The organism is Micromonospora noduli, from assembly GCF_003264365.1.
Taxonomy (GTDB): domain Bacteria; phylum Actinomycetota; class Actinomycetes; order Mycobacteriales; family Micromonosporaceae; genus Micromonospora; species Micromonospora noduli.
Window position 1 is genome coordinate 49,584 of sequence record NZ_PYAK01000003.1, and the last position, 20,535, is coordinate 70,118.

A 20,535-nucleotide genomic window follows, 5' to 3' on the forward strand; every position below is an offset into this window, starting at 1 on the left:
ACCCGGAGCGGCGTCAGAGCAGCGCGCCCTCGTCGTGCAGCCAGTCCACGAAGCTGGTGGCGACCGCCGCGCCGCAGTCGAGCATCTCGACCAGGAGCGCGTCGTGGGTGCCGGCACCCAGGGGCACCTGAAGCTCGGCGTAGATCGGTAGCTGACCGCGCTCGGTCGGGTCACCGATGTACGCCTTGCAGAACCGGCGGGTGTGGTTCCACTCGTTGACCACCCGGTACGCCCGGTCGGCCCAGTCCGGCGGGACCGTGGCGTGCGGACGTGCCCGCATGACCAGGATCTCGTCCTCCGGCCCTTCGAGGGTGACCAGCACCGCGTGCCGCTCCCACATCGCCAGCAGGTTGCCGTCGCCGTCGGCCAGGTAACGCACGTCGAGCAGATCGAGCGCGTCACAGACCCGGCGCAGACTCACCGGCTCGACGGTGGCGGGCATCTCGGTCAGCACGGGCCGCTCGTTGGACGGGCAGTCGTCCCCGGGCTGGCGAGGACTGGGCGGCCCGATCCGGACCGCGCTATCGACTGTGATCCCGCTTCGGGTTTCCGGATCGCCGCCGTCGGCGGGACCGGGGCGCCATGACCACCACGGCATCGCTCGCGCACCTCACTCCCCAGCGGATCCAGTCGCCTACGGTGCGTTGGATCCGAGGATGGACGGTACCCGGACAGCCGGGTTGAAGCACCCCCCCAACGACCGCCCCTGACCAGAAGAATGATCCGGGGTCATCCGTTCGGACGAGCGCTCAGGGGTGTCACGGCAAGATCCGTGGCCTTCTGCAACCAAGCCGCTCCGTGCGGTCCCACCAGGCCGACCCAACGACCGGCCACCCGCACCTGAACGGCGTTCCCGCCCTCGTCAGCCGTTGAGCCGTGGGCGGCGCCGAGGAAGCCCATCCGGACCACCCCCTGCACCAGCCGCTGCGGCACCTCGACCGGCGCGGCGGGCGTCCCGTCCGGTGTGATCAGCACCGCCACGTGGTCGAGCAACGCGTCACGCAGGGCCCGCTGGCCCACGGCACGGCCGGCCACACCCTGCTCGCTCGCCGTCCGCAGGGTGCCCGCCGCCGCGTCGGCGATCCGTCGCAACTCGGCAACGGGCAGCGCCTCCACCTGGCGGCTCCGCGTCGGCGGCAGCGGCCACCGCCACTGGGCGTCCCGGCGGGTCGGCAGGGTCGTGCCGCCCCGCTCCAGCTCGGCGAGCAGCTCCGCGGCTGCCACAGTGACGTCCTCCGCGACGCCGTCGTCCGGCCCACCGGCAACCGTGCGGACCACCAGGACCTGCCACGGCAGCCGGGCCCACAGGGCGACCCGGCCCGGTGCGCCGGCCGGCCGCAGCCGGACCGGCGCGACCGGATCCAACCGGACCAGCCGGGCCAGGAAGGCGCCCGCGTCCGCCACCCCGGCGACACCGTGGGTGGACGCCGCCGTCCGGCCCGGCTCGGCGGTGCCCGGCCGGGTCACGCCACACCGCCCTGCGGCGCGTACGTGAGCAGGAAGTCCCGTTCCTCGGTGGTGATCCGCCGCGGCACCTGGCGGGTCAGGTCGAACGGCACCAGCACCGAGCGGGCCCGGCTGGCCAGCACCTCACCGTCGTACAACTCGTAGGCGACGGTGAACCGGGAGGCCCGGATCTCCTCCACCCACAGCTCGATCCGCACTGTGGGTGCCGCCTCCGCGGTGGCCCGGCCGAGCGCGTAGTCGACCGGGCGCAGGTAGTCGACCTCGTGCCGGCGGATCACCACCCCGTCGGCGAACGAGCCGACGCCCCAGGCCCGACCCCCGGCGAACATCAACGCCACCCGCGCCTCCTCGTACAGGGTGAGGAAGCGCGAGTTGTTGACGTGGCCGTACGCGTCCAGGTCGGACCAGCGCAGGGTGCAGTGGTAGACGAAGCGGTCAGACACCTTCTCGGCCGGTCAGTCGCGGGTCAGCTTGCGGTAGGTCACCCGGTGCGGCCGGGCGGCCTCCGCACCGAGGCGGTCGATCTTGTTCTTCTCGTACGCCTCGAAGTTGCCCTCGAACCAGAACCACTTTGACGGATCCTGGTCGTCGCCCTCCCAGGCCAGGATGTGCGTGGCGACGCGGTCCAGGAACATCCGGTCGTGCGAGATGACCACGGCGCAGCCGGGGAACTCCAGCAGCGCGTTCTCCAGGCTGGACAGCGTCTCCACGTCCAGGTCGTTCGTCGGCTCGTCGAGCAGGATGACGTTGCCGCCGATCTTCAGGGTCAGCGCCAGGTTGAGCCGGTTGCGCTCACCGCCGGAGAGCACCTTCGTCGGCTTCTGCTGGTCCGGGCCCTTGAAACCGAACGCGGCGATGTACGCCCGCGACGGCATCTCGACCTTGCCCACCATCAGGTAGTCCAGCCCGTCGGAGACGACCTCCCAGACGGTCTTGTCGCCGTTGAGGCCCTCACGGTTCTGGTCGACGTACGACAGCGAGACGGTGGGGCCGACCCGGACCTGACCGCCGGTCGGCTCCTCCAGCCCGACGATGGTCTTGAACAGGGTGGTCTTACCGACGCCGTTGGGGCCGATGATGCCGACGATGCCGTTGCGCGGCAGCGAGAACGACAGGTTTTCGATCAGCAGCCGGTCGCCGAAGCCCTTGCTGAGGTCGACCGCCTCGATCACCGTGCTGCCCAGGCGCGGGCCCGGCGGGATCTGGATCTCCTCGAAGTCGAGCTTGCGGGTCTTCTCCGCCTCGTTGGCCATTTCGTCATACCGGTCCAGGCGGGCCTTGGACTTGGTCTGCCGGGCCTTGGCGTTGGAGCGGACCCACTCCAGCTCCTCGGTGAGGCGCTTCTTCATCTTGGCGTCGCGGCGACCCTCGACGGCCAGCCGGGCGGCCTTCTTCTCCAGGTAGGTGGAGTAGTTGCCCTCGTACCCGATCGCCCGGCCGCGGTCCAGCTCCAGGATCCAGCCGGCCACGTTGTCGAGGAAGTACCGGTCGTGGGTGATCGCCATGACGGTGCCGGCGTACTTCGCCAGGTGCTGCTCCAGCCAGGAGACGCTCTCCGCGTCCAGGTGGTTGGTGGGCTCGTCGAGCAGCAGCAGGTCGGGCGCCTCCAGCAGCAGCTTGCAGAGCGCGACCCGGCGACGCTCACCACCGGAGAGCTGGGTCACGTCGGCGTCCGGCGGCGGGCAGCGCAGCGCGTCCATGGCCAGTTCGAGCTTGGAGTCGACGTCCCAGGCGTCGAGGTGATCAAGCTCCTCCTGGAGCTTGCCCATCTCCTCCATCAGCTCGTCGGAGTAGTCGGTGGCCATCTGCTCGGCGATCTTGTTGAACCGCTCCAGCTTGGCCTTGGTCTCGGCGACCGCCTCCTCGACGTTGCCGAGCACGGTCTTGGCCTCGTTGAGCGGGGGCTCCTGGGCGAGCATGCCGACGGTGTAGCCGGGCATGAGTCGCGCTTCGCCGTTGCTCGGCTTGTCCAGCCCTGCCATGATCTTGAGGAGGCTGGACTTACCGGCGCCGTTCGGACCGAGCACACCGATCTTGGCTCCCGGCAGGAAGCTCAACGTGACGTTGTCGAGCACGACCTTGTCGCCGTGCGCCTTGCGCGCCTTTTCCAGAACGTAGATGTACTGGGCCACGGTGCGGGCTACCTCCGTCGGTTGCTGTCGCTGATCGGCGGCGCGGCGCGGGCTGCGAGGACCGCCCGCCGCTGCCGGCCGGGAGCCGGCCGCGCGCACGCCATCGTCAATCCTGACAGGTACGGCGCGCTTCGCCCACATCACCCCGCCCCAGGAGTACGCGGGCGCGCCTCCTTGCCGCTCGGCAGTCCGCTTTTATCGTGACTCGATGCCTACCGAGTTCGTCATCGAGCTGCCGGACGAACTGGCCGACCGGCTGGCCGAGGAACCCGACATATCAGCCTTTGTGACGGAGTGTGTACGAAATGACATGACCGACGAGCGCATCCTGCGCACACTCCGGCAGGCGGGCTTCGCACTCTCTCCGGCTCACCTGAAGCGGGCCGGGCGGGTGTTGAACGCGGCGCTGCAGCTGATCACACCGGAACTGGGTGCTCTCGTCGCAGGACCCAGGGCGGGCATGCCGGACAAACCGGCGTTGACTCCTGGCAGATCAGCATTCGTGTTGGACACTCCGGCGGTGCTGGCCTTCGCGGGTGGCGATGAGGATGTCGCCGCCAGAATCGCGGTGGCCTCTGATCGCCGACTGACGGTGGTCGTCCCGGCGGGATGCCTGGCCAGCGCCTACCGACAAGTTCCTCAAGAGGGATGGTGGGTGCTGGGCCTCCTTGCCGCTCTACGCCCGACGCAGGTCACGGCCGTGACTGCGGACTGCTCGGCTGCGCTGGGCCTGTGGTCGCGGAGTGTGCCGGCCATGGACCTGGCCCAGGCTGCGATGGAGGCGGCTCGGGCGATCACACCGATCATGACGGACCGACGGGAGCTGCTCGGCGAGGTGCTGCCGAAGGAATGGCCGATCATCGACCTCTGACCCGCGGGCTGTCGACAAGATCACCTCTAGGATTCGGTCGCACCGAGGCGGGTAGGAGACTCCGGCACGGGGCACAAGACGCCGCAGCTACGCTCAGTACGCTCATCGCGGTGGACCCGTCAGTACCCGGAGGTGGCCGATCGTGACCGTCCGTAGCTCCTTTGTCGTAGTGGCGAACCGTCTGCCGGTCGACGAGGTGAGCACACCCGAGGGCCGGCAGTGGCGACGTAGCCCTGGCGGGCTGGTCACCGCGCTGCATCCCGTACTCGCCGAGCACAAGGGCACCTGGGTCGGCTGGGCCGGTGGCACCGGCGCCGCCCCCGAGCCGTTCGACCTCGAGGGGATCCGGCTGCACCCGGTCCCGCTCAGTGCCGAGGAGTTGGAGCGCTACTACGAGGGCCAGTCCAACGCGACGATCTGGCCGCTCTACCACGACGCGGTGGAGACGCCGGCCTACAAGCGCCGGTGGCGCGAGGCGTACCGCCTGGTCAACGCCCGGTTCGCGGAGGCCGCAGCCGACGTGGCGGCCGAGGGCGCGACGGTCTGGGTGCAGGACTACCAGCTCCAGTTGGTGCCGGCGATGCTCCGTGAGCTTCGCCCGGACCTGCGGATCGGGTTCTTCCTGCACATCCCGTTCCCGCCGATCGAGCTGTTCATGCAGATGCCGTTCCGTACCGAGATCCTTCGCGGTCTGCTCGGCGCCGACCTGGTCGGTTTCCAGCAGCGGCTGGCCGCGCAGAACTTCGTCCGGCTGGCCCGGCACCTGCTCGGGCTGCGCTACGAGGGGCAGATGATCCAGGTCGACGGTCGGCAGGTGAAGGCGGGCGCCTTCCCCATCTCGATCGACACCCAGGAGATGGAGCGGATGGCCGCCGATCCGGCGATCCAGGCGCGGGCCAAGCAGATCCGCGCCGAGTTGGGCGACCCGAAGACGATAATCCTGGGCGTGGACCGGCTGGATTACACCAAGGGCATCGAGTTGCGACTCAAGGCCTTCCGGGAGCTGCTGGCTGACGGAAAGTTGACAGTTCCCGACGCGGTCATGGTTCAGGTCGCCACACCCAGCCGCGAGCGCGTGGAGCACTACCAGGCACTACGGGTGAAGGTCGAGCGCGAGGTCGGCCGGATCAACGGCGAGTTCGGCAGGGTCGGCGTGCCGGCGGTCCATTACCTCCATCAGTCGTACAGTCGCAGTGAGCTGGCGGCGATGTACGTTGCTGCCGACGTGATGATGGTGACCCCGCTGCGAGACGGAATGAACCTCGTGGCGAAGGAATACGTAGCATCACGTGCCGACCAGGGTGGCGCGCTCGTACTCAGCGAGTTCGCCGGCGCCGCCACCGAGCTTCGCCAGGCATTTTTGTGTAACCCGCACGACCCGGACGCGGTCAAGGACGCCCTCCTCCGGGCAGTGCACGTGGAGAAAACCGAGGCACGCCGCCGGATGCGGACAATGCAACGTCACCTGCGTACCCACGACGTGGGCCACTGGGCCAAGTCTTTCCTCTCGGAGCTCGGAGTTCCCGAGGCGGAGGCCGAGTGAACACGCCCGTCAACGATGGGGCGGCAATCGCCACCGGGGTCATGGACCCTGAGTTGCGTTCCGCCATCGGCCGGATCGCCCGGGTCCCCCAGCTCCTGGTCGCCTGCGACTATGACGGCACGCTGGCGCCGATCGTGGAGGACCCGAGCACGGCCGTCCCGCTGCCCGAGTCGGTGGCCGCGGTCCGCGCGCTCGCCGCGCTGCCGCAGACCACAGTGGCGGTGGTTTCCGGTCGGGCGCTGCGCGACCTGGCCGCGCTCTCGCGGCTGCCCAGCGAGGTGCACCTCGTCGGCAGCCACGGCTCCGAGTTCGACATCGGCTTCGTCGAGCGGCTCTCCCCCGAGCTGGTCGCCGTGCGGACCCAGGTCCGCAACGCGCTGCGTGAGATCGCCGCCCAGCACCCGGGTATCCGGCTGGAACGCAAACCGGCGAGCGTCGCGATGCACACCCGTGGGGTCGACCCGCAGATCGCCGCCGCCGCCATCGAGGCGGTCCGCAACGGTCCGGCCACCTTCGACGGCGTCACGGTGACCCAGGGCAAGGAGGTCATCGAACTCTCCGTGGTGGCCACCCACAAGGGCACCGCACTCGACCAGTTGCGGACCCAGCTGGCCTCCAGCGCGGTGCTGTTCATCGGTGACGACATCACCGACGAGAACGGGTTCGCCCACCTGCACGGTCCCGACCTCGGCATCAAGATCGGCCCCGGCGACACCCAGGCCAGCTACCGGGTGGCCGACCCGCTGGAGGCCGCCCGGGCGCTGGCACTGCTGCTGGAGACCCGGCGGCACTGGCTGTTCGGTGAGCGGGCGGTGCCGATCGAACGGCACTCCATGCTGGCCAACGGTCGTACCGTCGCTCTGCTCACCCCCGAGGCCAAGGTCAGCTGGCTCTGCCACCCCAAGCCCGATTCGGCGGCGATCTTCGCCGACCTGGTCGGTGGCAGCCCGGCCGGCCACTTCAGCGTTGCCCCGGAACGTGGCGGCATCCCGCTGGGCCAGCGCTACCGCTCCGGCACGATGACAGTGGAGACCCGCTGGTCCGGGCTCACCGTCACCGACTGGCTGGACAAGCCGGCCCGGGAGACCACCCCGGACGACAGCCCGGCGGTCATCACCGGCGACTCGACACTGGTCCGGGTGCTGACCGGCAGTGGCAAGGCCAAGGTGGAGTTCGCGCCGAGGCCGGAGTTCGGCCAGGTCGCCGTCCAGTTGCAGCCGCTCGGCGACGGCCTGCTGGTGCTCGGCTCCAATGAACCGGTCGCGCTCTACGCCCCCGGCGTGGAGTGGGAGGTCGGCAACGACGGAGGGTACGAGACCGCCAAGGCCATCGTCGACCTCTCCGCCGCCGGTGGGCAGGTCGTGCTGGAGCTGCGCTTCGGCACGCACAGCCTGGAGCACCACCGGGTGCCGATCCACGAGCGGCAGGCCGCCGCCGAGCAGCCGTGGAAGGACTGGGTGGCCTCGCTGCGGCTGCCGTCCACCGCCCGGGACCTGGTCGCGCGTAGCGCCCTCACCCTGCGCGGGCTCTGCCACGAGGCCACCGGCTCGATCCTGGCCGCGGCGACCACCTCGCTCCCCGAGGAGCTGGGCGGCGTCCGTAACTGGGACTACCGCTACTGCTGGCTGCGCGACGCCGCGCTGACCGCCCGCGCACTCGTCGACCTGGGCTCCGTCGAGGAGGCCGAGGCGCTGCTGCGCTGGGTCGACGGCTGCATCGAGCGCACCGGCGGGCACCCGGAACGCCTGCACCCGCTCTACACCATCGACGGCTACGAGCTGGGCGCCGAGGCGGTCATCGACACGCTGCCCGGGTACGCCGGCTCCCGGCCGGTCCGGGTCGGCAACCTCGCCAACCACCAGTTGCAGCTGGACGTCTTCGGCCCGATCGCCGACCTGATCGCGGCCGTCGCCGACGCTCGCGGTTCGGTCCGCGACGACGAGTGGCGGGTCCTGGAGAACATGGTCGAGGCGGTCCGCCGCCGCTGGCACGAGCCCGACCACGGCATCTGGGAGGCCCGGCTGCCACCCCGGCACCACGTCTTCTCCAAGGTGATGTGCTGGATGACCGTCGACCGCGCGCTGCACGTGATGCGCGAGCACGGCGGCGAGGACCGGCCCGAGTGGAAGGACCTGCGCGACCGGATCGGCGCCAACGTGCTGGAGCACGGCTGGCACTCCGACGTCGAGGCGTACAGCGTCGCGTACGGGGACGAGGACATGGACGCCTCGTCGCTCTGGATCGGCCTCTCCGGCCTGCTCCCGGGCGACGACCCGCGCTTCCTGTCCACCGTCCTGCGGATCGAGGCGGACCTGCGCAGCGGCCCGGTCGTCTACCGCTACCACTGGGACGACGGCCTGCCCGGCCGTGAGGGCGGTTTCCACATCTGCACGGCGTGGCTGATCGAGGCGTACCTGCGCACCGGCCGCCGCACCGACGCCGAGGAGCTGTTCGCGCAGATGGTGCTGACCGCCGGCCCGACCGGGCTGCTCCCCGAGCAGTACGACCCGCTCGCCGAGCGCGGCCTGGGCAACCACCCGCAGGCGTACAGCCACCTCGGTCTGATCCGCTGCGCCCTGCTGCTGGACAACATGCTCAAGCAGTAGTCGACAGCTCGTGTGACGGGGCCGGAGCGCATGCTCCGGCCCCGTTGGTCACTGCGGGTACGGCAGGCTCGGTTGCCACCCGTACAGGCGGGCGCCGAGGTCGGTGGGCACCGTCCAGTGCGCGTACGGCAGCACCGCGCTGCTGCCGGTGTGGATCAGGCGCAGTAGTGGGGCGTCGCCGGTGTGGTCGAGCGCGAGCTTCGGTTTACGGGCCGCGCCGACGCCGCCGAGGCCGAACAGGACAACCGAGTCCTGGACCGGAAGCCCCTGTGCCTGTCGGGCGTCACGCCAACCCCGGTACGCCGCGTCCAGCCGCCAGGGCGCGAGGTCGGCGAGACCGCGGTACAGGTTCGCCACCCAGGTCGGGGTGAGTTCGGCGTCGGAGAGCCGGTACGGCACCCCGGTCAGCAACGCGTCGAGCTCCGGATCCGTCTCCACCCCGGCGTTGGTCAGCGCCTCGGGCAACGCGCCACGGCGGACGGCCGCTACCGCAGGGGCGGCCTGCTCGACCCGATCGACCTGCCAGCGAAGCCCTGCCGGGGTGTTCGCCGCTCGGCGGTCCCACAGCCAACGGGCGTTGTCCCAGCGGTGCCGCTGGTTGGCCGGGATCAGGTCGTCGATGCCGACGACCAACTCCTCACCCTCGACCCGTGCGGTGAGCCACCGGCCCCGCAGGTGCGACCGCTGCTCGCCGTAGCCGGCCAGTGCGACCACCGCGGACCGCAGGTAGGCGCCGGTGTTCCCGCGCGGGAAGTGCCAGCACAACGAGGACGCATCGAGGGCGTCGAGGTCGGCGGCGGCCTCGTCCGACACCACGCCGACCCGGACCAGTGGCGATGCCGCACTGGCCTGGCGGTTGTCGAACTGTCGACGGTCCCGGCGCTGACGCATCTCGGCCCGCTCGACCGACGGGCTGACCGAGTACGCCGCCTTCTTCCCGGCCCACCGCAGCGCCTCCGCCCCGGCCGTCTGCGGGTCGCCGAAGAGCCGGAACGCCAGCAGCTCGTGCTCGTCGGACCCGTCGTCCTCGGTCACCTGCAGCTCGTACACCAGGTCGCCGGGCGAGTCCAGGTTGTAGCCGGTGTGCGGGTCACGGCCGAACTCATTGCCGACGAGCGAGTCGCCCGGCTGTTGGCGATAGCCACGGACCACGGTGACCAGGACGGCCCAGGAGCCGTCCGCGTCCGCGCACCTCAGAGTCCGGACCGGAGCATCGCGCCATCGCGAGGGAAGGTCCTCGAAGCTGGTGGTCAGGCCGGGACGCCCACATCGCAGCGCGACCGGGGTGAGCAGTTCCGTTCGCCACGTCTCGTGAGGGTCCTTCAGGGTGAGCATGAGCGACATTGTGTCCACAGCGACCGACAACCGCCGCAGCTGGCAATCTTGGACAGTTTCCGCTACGCGTCAACGGAAACCGTCCAAGATCTACCGGGTCAGTGCCCTCCGAAGCCCGGGTCCGCCGCCGAACGGGTCACCGCCGCGTCCGGTCACGTGTCAGCCGTCGAGCGCGCCCACCACATCGCCCACCACGACGACGGCGGGCGGGCGTAGGTCGGCCGCACTCAGGTCGGCCGCGACAGCGCCCAGCGTGGACCGCAGGACCCGTTGGGTGCCGGTGGTGGCTTCCTGGACGACTGCGGCCGGCGTCTGGGGCGACCGACCGTGGGCGATCAGGGTGGCCGTGATGGCCGCGAGGTTCTTCAACCCCATCAGGATCACCAGGGTGCCGTGCAGACCGGCGAGGGCGTCCCAGCGCACCAGCGAAGCCGGCGCGTCGGGTGCCAGGTGCCCGGAGACCACAGTGAACTCGTGCGCCACCCCCCGGTGGGTGACCGGGATGCCGGCCGCGGCCGGCGCGGCGATGGAGCTGGTCACCCCGGGCACCACTGTCACCGGCACGCCGGCGGCCGCGCAGGCCAGCAGCTCCTCGCCGCCGCGGCCGAAGACGTACGGGTCACCGCCCTTGAGCCGCACCACGAAGGCGCCGGCCAGGGCCCGGTCGACCAGGATCTGGTTGATCTCCTCCTGGGCCCGGGACGGACCGTAGGGAATCTTCGAGGCGTCCACCAGCTCGACGTCCGGGCGCAGCTCGTCGAGGAGCAGCCCGGGCACCAGTCGGTCGGCGACCACCACGTCAGCCTCGGTGAGCAGCCGCCAGCCCTTCACGGTGATCAGCTCAGGGTCACCCGGCCCCGCCCCGACCAGCGCCACCCGCCCGGCCTGCTGCCCACCGGTCGTCCCGGTGGAAGCGTCGGGCCGGCCAGCGATCCCGTCCGGTGCCAGGCGGACGGCGAGGAGGTCGCGGATCGCGTCGCGAACCGTCATCGCCCGGCGCGGGTCGCCGCCGCCGAGCACCGCCACGGTGACCGGGCCGTGCCGGGTCACGGCCGGGGTCCAGGCGGTGGCGGCCGTCCGGTCGTCGGCCCGGACACAGAAGATCCGCCGCTCGGCGGCGACGGCGCTCACCGAGGCCGCCGCTATCGGGTCGTCGACCGCGACCTGGACCAGCCAGGCGCCGTCCAGGTCCTCGGGCACGAACCGGCGCGGCACCCAGTGCAGCCGACCCGCGTCGGCCCGGGCACGCAGCGCCGGAGTCAGCTCCGGGGCCACCAGCAGGACGTCCGCACCGGCGTCCAGCAGCGCGGGTACGCGCCGGGTGGCGACCGCGCCGCCACCCACCACGACCACCCGCCGCCCGTGCAGCCGCAAACCCAGGGGGTACGGATTGGAGGTCACGCCGCACCACCGAGGCGGACGGCTCGTTCGCTGCGCGTGCTCACTTTTCGGCCACCCCTGCGGAGTCGAAGGTGGCCACCTCGTGCAGCACCCGGACCGCGCCGGTGACCACGGGCAACGCCAGCAGCGCGCCGGTGCCCTCGCCGAGGCGCAGCCCCAGGTCGATCAGCGGGTCGAGGCCGAGGTGGCGCAGTGCGACAGTGGCACCGGGCTCGGCCGAGCGGTGGCCGGCGACCATGGCGTCGACCGCCGCCGGGGCGAACGCGGCGGCGGCGAGCGCGGCCGAGACCGCGATCACGCCGTCCAGCAGCACCGGCGTGCGGCGTGCTGCGGCCCCCAGGATCAGCCCGGCCAATGCGGCGTGCTCCAGACCACCGACGGCGGCCAGCACCCCCAGCGGGTCGGCCGGGTCGGGGGTGTGCCGGGCCAGGGCGGCCCGCACGACCGCCACCTTGTGCGCGTACGTCGGGTCGTCGACCCCGGTGCCCCGACCTGTGGTGTCGAGCGGGTCGGCGCCGGTGAACGCGGCGATCAGCACGGCGGCCGGTGTGGTGTTGCCGATGCCCATGTCCCCGGTGAGCAGGATGCCGGCACCGGCGTCGATCAGTTCGTCGGCGATCCGGATGCCGGTCTGCACCGCCGCCAGCGCCTCGTCCCGGGTCAGCGCGGCGGTCACCGTGAGGTCGCGGGTGCCCTGGCGGACGGACGCGACAACGAGCCGGGGCACCGCCGGGTCGAGCACGGCCGGATCGAGCACGGCCGGGTCGAGCACGGCCGGGTCGAGCACGGCCGGGTCGGTGGGCAGCGGGGTGGCCACGCCGACGTCGACCACTGTGACCGAGGCGCCGGCCTGCCGAGCGAATGCGTTGACCACCGCTCCACCGGCCAGGAAGTTGCCGATCATCTGCGCGGTGACCTCCTGCGGCCAGGGGCTGACCCCCTGGGCGTGCACCCCGTGGTCGCCGGCGAAGATCGCCACCGCGGCCGGCTCGGGCAGCGGTGGTGGGCAGACTCCGGCCAGGCCGGCGAGGCGTACCGAAAGCTCCTCCAGCGCGCCCAGCGATCCCGCCGGCTTGGTCAGCCGGCCGTGCAGTTCCCGGGCGGCGGCCATGGCCGCTTCGTCCGCCGCACGGATCGCCGCGATCGTGGTCTCCAGCATCATGCCTCCATGGTCTCGCGCAGCACGTCGATGAACGCGTCGGTGGTGTTTCGGTCGCGTACCGCCACCCGCAGCCAGTCCGGGCCGAGGCCGGGGAACGTGTCGCCTCGGCGCACCGCCCAGCCGCGCTCGCGCAGGGCGGCCCGGATCGGTGTCGCGCCCGGTAGGTGCAGCAGGACGAACGCGCTGGCGGGACGGCCGACGACGCGTACACCGGGCAGTTCGGCGAGGCGCGCGACCAGGTGCTCGCGGTCGGCGGCGAGCTCGGCGGCGATCGCGCGTTCGGCCTGGACCGCGACGGCGCTGGCGCAGGCCGACGCGGCCGCCAGCGCGGGCGTGGAGACGGCCCAGAGCGGCTGGACGGCGGCCAGCCGGGACACCAGCTCCGTGGCGCCGAGCAGGTAGCCGATCCGCAGGCCGGCCAGGCCCCACGTCTTGGTGAGGCTGCGCACCACGAGCAGGCCGGGCAGGTCGCGGCGTTCGGCCAGCGACTCCGGTTCGCCGGGGTGCCCGGGGACGATGGTGGTGTCGGCGAACGCCTCGTCGACAACCAGCACCCGGCCGGGGCGGGCCAGCGCGGCCACGGTCTGGGCGGGGTGCAGCACCGAGGTCGGGTTCGTCGGGTTGCCGATCATCACGAGGTCGGCGTCGGCGGGCACCCGGGACGGGTCGAGCCGGAAGCCGTCGGCGGCGTCGAGCAACACCCGCTCGACCGGGTGTCCGGCGGCCCGCAGCGCCGCCTCCGGCTCGGTGAACTGAGGGTGCACCACCACGGGGCGGTGCACGCCACGCAGCGCCTGGGCGATCAACACGAAGCCCTCGGCGGCGCCGGCGGTGAGCAGCACCTCGTTCGGGTGACGGCGGTGTCGGGCGGCGACCGCCGCCCGGGCCGGCGCCGGGTCCGGATACCGGGCCAGGTCGGTCAGGGTCGCGGCGATCGGGTCGGCCAGCCAGGCGGGAGGACGCGCCCGACGGACGTTGACGGCGAGGTCGATCAGGCCGGCGGTCGCCTCCGCGTCGCCGTGGTGGGCGAGGTCCGGCTCGACCCCGGTGGGTGGGGCGACCGCGCTCGGCTGATCAGACATGTCCGCGATCCTGCCGGGAAGGTGGCCGGTGGGACAGTCGATCTCAGCGTAAGCCGCGTCACCACTCGCCGGTTTAAGAGTTCTTCTCATGTACGAATCGGAAATGTCATAACTTGGCCAGGTGAGCAACCGACCCCTTGCTGCCGCTGGTCGTCTCGTCCCTCTCCTCCGCGCCGGACTGATCGCCGGAATCGTGATCGCCGCCGTCGCCTATCCACTGGTCGCCCTCACCGGGCTCGGCGCGAAGGCCACCGCGCACGCCGTGGACCAGAAGACCCGGGTGCTGAAGACCGCCCTGCCCGCCGAGACCTCGTACGTCTACGGCCCGGACGGCAAGACCGTGCTGACCATGTTCTACGAGGAGTACCGGCAGTACACCAAGCTGTCGGACATGTCGCCGAACATCCAGCAGGCGATCGTGGCCGCCGAGGACTCCCGCTTCTACCAGCACCACGGCGTCGACCCGAAGGGCGTGGCCCGGGCCTTCGTCTCCAACGCCCGCTCCGGCGGCTCCCAGGGCGCCTCGACCCTGACCATGCAGTACGTCCGGATGGCCCTGCGGGACAGCGCGACCACGCCCAAGGAGGTCCAGGAAGCCACCCAGCAGACCAGCATTCGCAAGGTCAAGGAGATGCGGATGGCGCTGGACCTGGAGAAGGAGTTGAGCAAGGAACAGATCATGGAGCGCTACCTGAACTCGGCGTACTTCGGGCACCGGGCGTACGGCATCTACGCGGCCAGCGAGATCTTCTTCTCCAAGACCCCAAAGGACCTCACGCCGGTCGAGGCCGCCACCCTCGCCGGACTGGTCAAGTCCCCGTCCGAGTACGACCCGGCCGACTCCGACCAGAAGGAGGCCACCGGGCGGCGCAACTACGTGCTGGACCGGATGAGCCAACTCGGCTACCTCTCCCCCGACTCGGCCGCCGCCGCCAAGTCCGAGCCGATCCGGCTCAGGCTGACCACCCCACCGCACGACTGCGCCGCGGTGGCGGAGAAGTACAACAGCTGGGGCTTCGCCTGCGACTACCTGAAGAACTGGTGGAGCGCGCAGCCCGCGTTCGGGGCGAACCGGCTGGAACGGATGGACAACCTTCGCCGGGGCGGCTACCGCATCGTGCTCAGCCTCGACCCGAAGATCCAGGAGGCCGCGGAGAAGAGCGTGGGCACCAAGGAGGCCACCGGCAGCCCGTTCGCCAACGGCATCGTGGTGTCCGAGCCCGGCACCGGGCGGGTGAAGGCCATGGCGGTGAACCGGACGTACTCGCTGGACCTGGCCGAGAACCCGCAGAGCTCCAACCCCGAGGCCGGGCCGAAGGTGAAAGCCAACTACCCGAACACTGTGGCACCGCTGCTCGGCGGCGGTGACCTGGCCGGCTACCAGGCCGGGTCGACGTTCAAGATGTTCCCGATGTTGGCCGCGCTGGACTCGGGGATGACCCTCTCCACCTCGTTCAACGCGCCGTACCGCTACAAGTCGGCAGTGTACGACGGCTGGGCGCCCTCAAACGCCAGCGGCGCCATGACCGGCCAGCAGACCATGTGGTCCGGCTTCGGCAAATCGGTGAACACGTACTTCGTGTGGCTGGAGGAGAAGGTCGGCGCGGACCGGGCGGTCCGGTTGGCCGAACAGCTCGGGCTTCGGTGGCGCACCGACGTCGACCGGGAACAGGCGTCTCCGGCCAAGGCGAAGAAGTGGGGTGCCTTCACCCTGGGCGTCTCCGACGCCACCCCGCTGGAGATGGCGAACGCGTACGCCGCCATCGCGGCCGACGGCCGCTACTGCGAGGCCATCCCGGTGCAAGCGATCATGAACAGGGACGGCACACCCGCCACGTACGCCACCCCGGGCGGTCTGCACCGCGAGGTGGCCAAGCCGCGCTGCCGGCAGGTGGTGAGCGCGGACGCCGCGCGGGCGGCCACCGACGCGGCCCGCTGCCCGACCGGAGACACCCCGGCGCGCGGCAGCTGCGGCGGATGGTCCACCGCCGACAGCGTGCGGGGCACCGTCGGACGCCCGGTGGCCGGCAAGACCGGTACGACCGACAGCACCCGATCGGCCTGGTTCGTGGGCTACACCCCGGAGTTGGCCGCGGCGAGCTTCATATCCGACCCGGACAACCCGTTCAACGCGGTCGGTGACGGGCAGTCCCAGATCCCGATCAAGGCGGTTTCGGAGACCCTGCGCGACGGCCTGAAGGGCACCCCGACCCGCCAGTTCACCCCACCGTCGGACGCCATCGTCGGCTGACCGGCGCGAGAGTCAGCGCAGGTCGGCGGGGCTCGGCGCGACTCAGCGCAGGTCGGCGGCGACGAACGACCACAGCTCCAGATCCACCCGGCCGCCGCTGACGAACCCGGCGTTCCGCAGCAGACCCTCGTAGCTGAACCCGGCCTTCTCGGCGACCCGGCGCGAGGCCAGGTTGCCGGGAGCCACCCGCAGTTCGACCCGCTGGAAGCCGTGCTCCAGGATCAGCGCGATGGCCACCGCGTCGACCGCCTCGGCGGCGAAGCCGAAACCCCGCGCGTGCGCAGCCATCGCGTAGGAGATCTCGGTGAGGCGGGCGCCCCAGTCGGTGCGCCGGGTCCACAGCGAGCCCACCACCTGGTCGTCCTCCCGCCGGAGCACCGCGTAGTGGTCGCCCTCCCCGCTGTCGCGCCGCTGCCGGGCCAGATCGGTGCACCAGGCCAGCCCGTCGATCGGGCCGGAGTCGTCGGGCAGCGGCAGCCAACGCCGGGTCAGCTTGTCGGCGAAGATCTCCCCGGCCGCCGCCGCGTCGGCCGCCGTGAGCTGACGCACCTCGGTACGCGGGGTGGAGACCGTCAACGCCGGGAAACGGCGCACCGCCACCTGACCGATCACACCGACACCTCGCCCGGCTGCGCGGGTACCACCTCGCTCGTCGGGTCGGCCGCCGCCGCGGCGACCAACCGGGCCGCCGTCGCCGGATGGCTCGCCCAGTGCAGAGCGAGCTGCGAGGCGTGCACGTTGCGCCAGACGAAGCCCTCCGGCGCGCCGCCGTCCCAGCTCCAGGCCGGGCGCTGACCAGCGCGCGGGGTGAGCACCGCACGGTGTGCCTTGTGCCCGACCAGCACCGTGCCGGTGGCGGCGACCACGCTGTCGGTCTGGGCAGTCGCCTCCCGGTAGCCGGCCACCACCCCGTCGCGGCTGACACCGACCGCGTCCAGGACACCGCACATCGGCAACCCGTCCAGTTCCCGGGCCAGCCAGAGCAGCCCGGCGCCCTCGGCGATCACCGGACGCCCGGTCCGCGCCAACTCGGCCACCGCGATGCAGAGCCGCCGGTTGGCCGACAACTGCTCGGCGTACGCCTCGGGCAGCGCGCCGCCGACGACCAGCGCGCGGGTGCCGACCGGCAGCGCCTCGTCGCGCAGCGGGTCGACGACGACGACCTCGGCGCCGGCGGCCCGGAGCAACTCGGTGGTCTCCGGGTGGCTGAAGCTGCCGCCCGGCCCACCGGCCACCGCCACCAGTGGGCGGTTCGCCGGGGGTGTGAACGTGCCGAGGGCCTCCTCGGGAGACCAGGCCGGTGCCGGCAGCGCCGGGGCGGAGCGGGCCAGCCCGAGCAGCCGTTCCAGGTCGACAGTGGCGGCGACGGCCTCGCCCAGCCGGCGGACCGCACGGACGGCGTCGGCCGAGTCGTCGACCACTGGTGCCACCCCGTGCCGCCGCGACGGCAGCACCGCCGGCAGGTCCTGTCGACGCAGCGCGCCGTAGACCGGCACCCCCACGTCGTCCAACGCCTCGCGCAGCATCCCCTCGTGTCGCGACGACGCCACCCGGTTGAGGATCACCCCGCCGAGCCACAACTGCTCGTCGTACGAGCGGAAACCGTGCACCAGGGCCGCCACCGACTGGCCCATCGCGGCCACGTCGACAACGAGCACCACCGGGCTGCGCAGCGCGGCGGCCGCGGCGGCCGTGGACTCCTGCTCGGGACGGCCACCGACCGAGTCGTACAGCCCCATGCTGCCCTGCACCACGGCCAGCCCGGCGCCGGCGGCACCGTGCGCCACCAGCGGGGCGAGCCGATCGAGGCCGACCAGTCGGGGGTCGATCACCCGACCCGGCCGACCGGAGGCGAGGCCGAGGTAGGCGGCGTCGACATGGTCCGGCCCGAGCTTGAACCCGGCGACGTCGACCCCTCGCTCGGCCAGGGCGGCGAGCAGCCCGATCGCCAGCGCGTTCTTACCGTGCCCGGAGGACGGCGCGCTGAGCACCAGGCGCGGCACGACGGTCATCATCGACTCCTCGCGAGCGGCGGCGGGTACGCGACGGGACGACCGAGGCCGATCCGTCGGCGTGACGATACCCGCCCGGCTGGAGGCGCGAGCACCGCCAACCGGGGTGGGCGGCCGGGCCCTGGCAGTGCCCCGGGGCGTCGACCCCGGCGCGGTCCGGCCCGGTCCAGGTCAGTGGCGCCGGTCATACGAGTAGCCTCGGTGCCGTGTACCGGTTCCTGCTGAGCCCACGCTGGCTGGGCGCTCTCGCGCTGACCCTGGTCGCGGCCGCCGTCATGGTGTTCCTCGGCAACTGGCAGCTGGACCGCTACCGGGGGCGCACCGAGGTCAACGAGCGGATCGACGCGGGCCAGCGGATGGCTCCCGTGCCGCTCGCCGACGCGCTGCGCGCTCCCGCCGGCGGTGCGGGAACAGCCGGTCCGGCCCCCGCCGAGGACAAGGTCTGGACCCGGGTCACCGTCACCGGCCGGTACGACCCCACGAACACCGTGCTGGTCCGCGGCCGGACGGTGGACAGCCGGGTCGGTTTCGAGGTGCTCACCCCGCTGGTGCTCGCCGACGGCACGGCGCTGCTGGTGGACCGGGGCTGGATCCCGCCGGCGCCCGGTGGGGCGACCGCCCAGCCGTCGGTGCCGGCCGCGCCGACCGGCGACGTGACGGTGGTCGGCCGGGTGCACGAGACCGAGAGCGGCGCCGGCGCGGTGGCCCGACGCGACGGGCTGCTGGAGATCCGGCGGATCGGGGTGTCGCGGCTGGCCGGCGAGCTTCCCTACCCGGTCTACGGTGCGTATCTGCTGCTCGACGAGCAGACCCCGGCAGCCGATCCGGTGTTCAAGGCGGTGCCGGTGGGGCACGCCAACAACTGGCAGAACTTCGGCTACGTCGTGCAGTGGTGGCTGTTCGCGGTTATGGCCCTCTTCGGCTATGGCTGGGTGGCCCGTCGGGAGGCCCGCCGGGCCGCCGGCATCGGTGCCACCTCGGCTCCGCTGGACCGGGCCGCCGAACCGACGCCGACCGCTTCCGCCTGACCTCGCCCGGTCAGCCAGTCACGCGGCCGGCGTGGATGGCACGGACCGCGTCGATGGTGTCCGCCTCCGCGGCGGACTTGTCGTCGCGATAGCGCACCACCCGGGCGAACCGCAGCGCCATCCCACCGGGATAGCGCGAACTCGTCTGCACCCCGTCGAAGGCGATCTCCACCACCTGCTCGGGCCGGACCCGGACCACCCAGTCGCCGCGTTCCACGGCGAGGTCGAGGAACCGCTCGGTCTGCCACCGCAGCAACTCGTCGGTGAGCCCCTTGAACGTCTTGCCGAGCATGACGAAGTCACCGGTGCGCGCGTCACGCGCACCCAGATGCAGGTTGGACAGCCAGCCCTTGCGTCGGCCGCTGCCCCACTCGACGGCGAGCACCACCAGGTCGAGGGTGTGCCGCGGTTTCACCTTGACCCAGGCGGCACCGCGCCGGCCGGCGTCGTAGGGGGCGTCCGGCGCCTTGACCACCACGCCCTCCTGCCCGGCGTCGAGCGCGGCGGCGAACGCGGCGGCGGCCTGCTCCGGGCCGTCGACCTCCATCCGGCCGACCAGCAGCGACGAATCCACCGAACCGGCGAGGGCGGCCCACCGCTCCCGGCCGGGAAGGTCGATCAGATCCTCACCGTCGAGGTGCAGCAGGTCGAAGAAGTACGGGGTGAGCACCGTCGCGCCCGTGCTGGCGGCCGCCGCGAGCACCGCCGGGGCGACCGGTGTGCGCCCGGTGGTGCTGGGGGTGGTGCGTCGGGCGGCCCGGCTCGACGTCTGCTGGAACGGCAGTGGGCGGCCGGTCTCGTCCAGGCCGATCGCCTCGCCGTCGAGGACCAACTCCCGGCCCGGCAGGGCACGGACCGCGGCGACCACCTCGGGCACCCGGGTGGTGATCTCGTCAAGGCTGCGGGTGAACACGGCGATGTCGGCGCCGGAGCGGTGCACCTGGATGCGGATGCCGTCGAGCTTCACGTCGACCACCGCCGGCGTGCCGGTAGCGGCGAGCGCCTCGTCGACCGAGGGGGCGCTCTGCGCGAGCATCGGCGCCAGCGGGCGGCCAACCTGCAGACCGAACCCGGCCAACTCGGCGGCACCTCCGGCCAGCGCGGCCACCGCCACGGCCCGGAGATCACCGGCGAGCAGCAACGCCCGGCGGACCGCCGCCACCGGCACCTCGGCGGCCCGGGCCACCGCGTCCGCGAGGAGCCCGGCCTGGGCGCCCTGCCGTAGCTCGCCACTGAACAGGCCGGTGAGCAGCCGCTGCTCGTCGGCTGTCGCCGCCGCGTAGAGGGCACCGAGCAGCGCCCGACGCCGAGCCTGTGAGCCCGAGCCGTGCACCGCGGCGATCTGCGCGATGGCCGCGTCCACGGCGGCCACCGTCAACGTCGGCTCGGCGGCCGGCGGTGGCAGGTCGCGCAGGCTCGCGTAGCCGACGCCGGTCTGCCGTTGGCGCAGCTCACCGGCGAGATAGCCGGCGCCGGGCTCGACCTCGCCGGGGTCGAGCCGACGCAGCGCGTCAGCGAGCAGCTCCACCTTGGCCCGTCGGCCACTGGTGGCGCCGACGGCGGCCGAGGTGGCTGCCAGATCGAGGAACCGCACGCAGCTCATCCTGCCAGTCACCTCCGACACCGCCCGGGCATTGCCGTGCCC

16 protein-coding genes are annotated in these 20,535 nt (G+C 72.2%); 5 read left to right on the forward strand and 11 right to left on the reverse strand.

The window, feature by feature from the left end; all coding sequences use genetic code 11:
* Positions 1 to 13: 13 nt before the first annotated feature.
* From GUI43_RS03195 to ettA, 4 genes are all read right to left on the reverse strand, one after another.
* Entirely contained in the window at positions 14 to 598 is a 585-nt protein-coding gene (locus GUI43_RS03195; RefSeq protein ID WP_030333460.1) for a type III secretion system chaperone family protein, read from the reverse strand.
* Between the two features lie 131 nt (positions 599 to 729).
* Complete coding sequence (locus tag GUI43_RS03200) at positions 730 to 1,467, reverse strand: DUF8185 domain-containing protein (protein WP_112697958.1); 738 nt, start codon at positions 1,465 to 1,467, stop codon at positions 730 to 732.
* Positions 1,464 to 1,910: an acyl-CoA thioesterase gene (locus GUI43_RS03205; protein WP_112584127.1), complete on the reverse strand. Its 447-nt coding sequence runs from the start codon at positions 1,908 to 1,910 to the stop codon at positions 1,464 to 1,466. Before GUI43_RS03205 ends, GUI43_RS03200 begins: the two co-directional genes overlap by 4 nt.
* Positions 1,911 to 1,922: 12 nt before the next feature.
* Positions 1,923 to 3,599 carry an energy-dependent translational throttle protein EttA gene (ettA, locus tag GUI43_RS03210; protein ID WP_112584177.1) on the reverse strand — a complete coding sequence of 559 codons (1,677 nt, stop codon included), beginning with the start codon at positions 3,597 to 3,599 and terminating at the stop codon, positions 1,923 to 1,925.
* Between the two features lie 208 nt (positions 3,600 to 3,807).
* Between ettA and GUI43_RS03215 the strand changes: the two genes are divergently transcribed.
* The 3 genes from GUI43_RS03215 to otsB all read left to right on the forward strand — a co-directional run bounded on the left by GUI43_RS03215 (position 3,808) and on the right by otsB (position 8,619).
* Entirely contained in the window at positions 3,808 to 4,470 is a 663-nt protein-coding gene (locus GUI43_RS03215; RefSeq protein WP_112584126.1) for a hypothetical protein, read from the forward strand.
* Between the two features lie 142 nt (positions 4,471 to 4,612).
* Positions 4,613 to 6,013 carry an alpha,alpha-trehalose-phosphate synthase (UDP-forming) gene (locus GUI43_RS03220; protein WP_030333449.1) on the forward strand — a complete coding sequence of 467 codons (1,401 nt, stop codon included), beginning with the start codon at positions 4,613 to 4,615 and terminating at the stop codon, positions 6,011 to 6,013.
* 41 nt (positions 6,014 to 6,054) lie between these two features.
* Positions 6,055 to 8,619, forward strand: a complete 2,565-nt coding sequence (gene otsB, locus GUI43_RS03225) for a trehalose-phosphatase (RefSeq protein ID WP_112584176.1) — start codon at positions 6,055 to 6,057, stop codon at positions 8,617 to 8,619.
* 48 nt (positions 8,620 to 8,667) lie between these two features.
* Here the strand turns inward: otsB and GUI43_RS03230 are convergent, their stop codons facing one another.
* The 4 genes from GUI43_RS03230 to cobC all read right to left on the reverse strand — a co-directional run bounded on the left by GUI43_RS03230 (position 8,668) and on the right by cobC (position 13,599).
* Positions 8,668 to 9,954 carry a hypothetical protein gene (locus tag GUI43_RS03230; RefSeq protein ID WP_146765855.1) on the reverse strand — a complete coding sequence of 429 codons (1,287 nt, stop codon included), beginning with the start codon at positions 9,952 to 9,954 and terminating at the stop codon, positions 8,668 to 8,670.
* A 159-nt stretch (positions 9,955 to 10,113) separates the two neighbouring features.
* The gene (gene cobA / locus GUI43_RS03235; protein ID WP_112697960.1) at positions 10,114 to 11,355 is read right to left on the reverse strand and encodes a uroporphyrinogen-III C-methyltransferase; all 1,242 of its coding nucleotides are present in this window, start codon (positions 11,353 to 11,355) and stop codon (positions 10,114 to 10,116) included.
* A 40-nt stretch (positions 11,356 to 11,395) separates the two neighbouring features.
* Positions 11,396 to 12,514 carry a nicotinate-nucleotide--dimethylbenzimidazole phosphoribosyltransferase gene (locus tag GUI43_RS03240; protein ID WP_112697961.1) on the reverse strand — a complete coding sequence of 373 codons (1,119 nt, stop codon included), beginning with the start codon at positions 12,512 to 12,514 and terminating at the stop codon, positions 11,396 to 11,398.
* Complete coding sequence (cobC, locus tag GUI43_RS03245) at positions 12,514 to 13,599, reverse strand: Rv2231c family histidinol phosphate aminotransferase CobC (RefSeq protein ID WP_112601415.1); 1,086 nt, start codon at positions 13,597 to 13,599, stop codon at positions 12,514 to 12,516. Before cobC ends, GUI43_RS03240 begins: the two co-directional genes overlap by 1 nt.
* 121 nt (positions 13,600 to 13,720) lie before the next feature.
* Between cobC and GUI43_RS03250 the strand changes: the two genes are divergently transcribed.
* Positions 13,721 to 15,850, forward strand: coding sequence for a transglycosylase domain-containing protein (locus GUI43_RS03250; RefSeq protein WP_112584121.1), 2,130 nt, complete (start codon positions 13,721 to 13,723; stop codon positions 15,848 to 15,850).
* Between the two features lie 42 nt (positions 15,851 to 15,892).
* On the opposite strand, the gene GUI43_RS03255 is transcribed toward GUI43_RS03250, so the two are convergent.
* Together GUI43_RS03255 and GUI43_RS03260 are read right to left on the reverse strand one after the other, a co-directional pair.
* A complete protein-coding gene (locus tag GUI43_RS03255; RefSeq protein ID WP_091405515.1) occupies positions 15,893 to 16,462 on the reverse strand; it encodes a GNAT family N-acetyltransferase in 570 nt (189 codons plus the stop codon).
* Positions 16,459 to 17,862 carry a cobyrinic acid a,c-diamide synthase CobB gene (locus GUI43_RS03260; protein WP_112584120.1) on the reverse strand — a complete coding sequence of 468 codons (1,404 nt, stop codon included), beginning with the start codon at positions 17,860 to 17,862 and terminating at the stop codon, positions 16,459 to 16,461. Before GUI43_RS03260 ends, GUI43_RS03255 begins: the two co-directional genes overlap by 4 nt.
* Positions 17,863 to 18,068: 206 nt before the next feature.
* Between GUI43_RS03260 and GUI43_RS03265 the strand changes: the two genes are divergently transcribed.
* Positions 18,069 to 18,890, forward strand: coding sequence for an SURF1 family cytochrome oxidase biogenesis protein (locus GUI43_RS03265; RefSeq protein ID WP_112584175.1), 822 nt, complete (start codon positions 18,069 to 18,071; stop codon positions 18,888 to 18,890).
* Positions 18,891 to 18,900: 10 nt separating this feature from the next.
* Here GUI43_RS03265 and GUI43_RS03270 read toward each other — a convergent pair whose 3' ends face one another.
* Positions 18,901 to 20,493, reverse strand: a complete 1,593-nt coding sequence (locus GUI43_RS03270; protein WP_249037639.1) for an ATP-dependent DNA ligase — start codon at positions 20,491 to 20,493, stop codon at positions 18,901 to 18,903.
* Between the last annotated feature and the right edge of the window lie 42 nt (positions 20,494 to 20,535).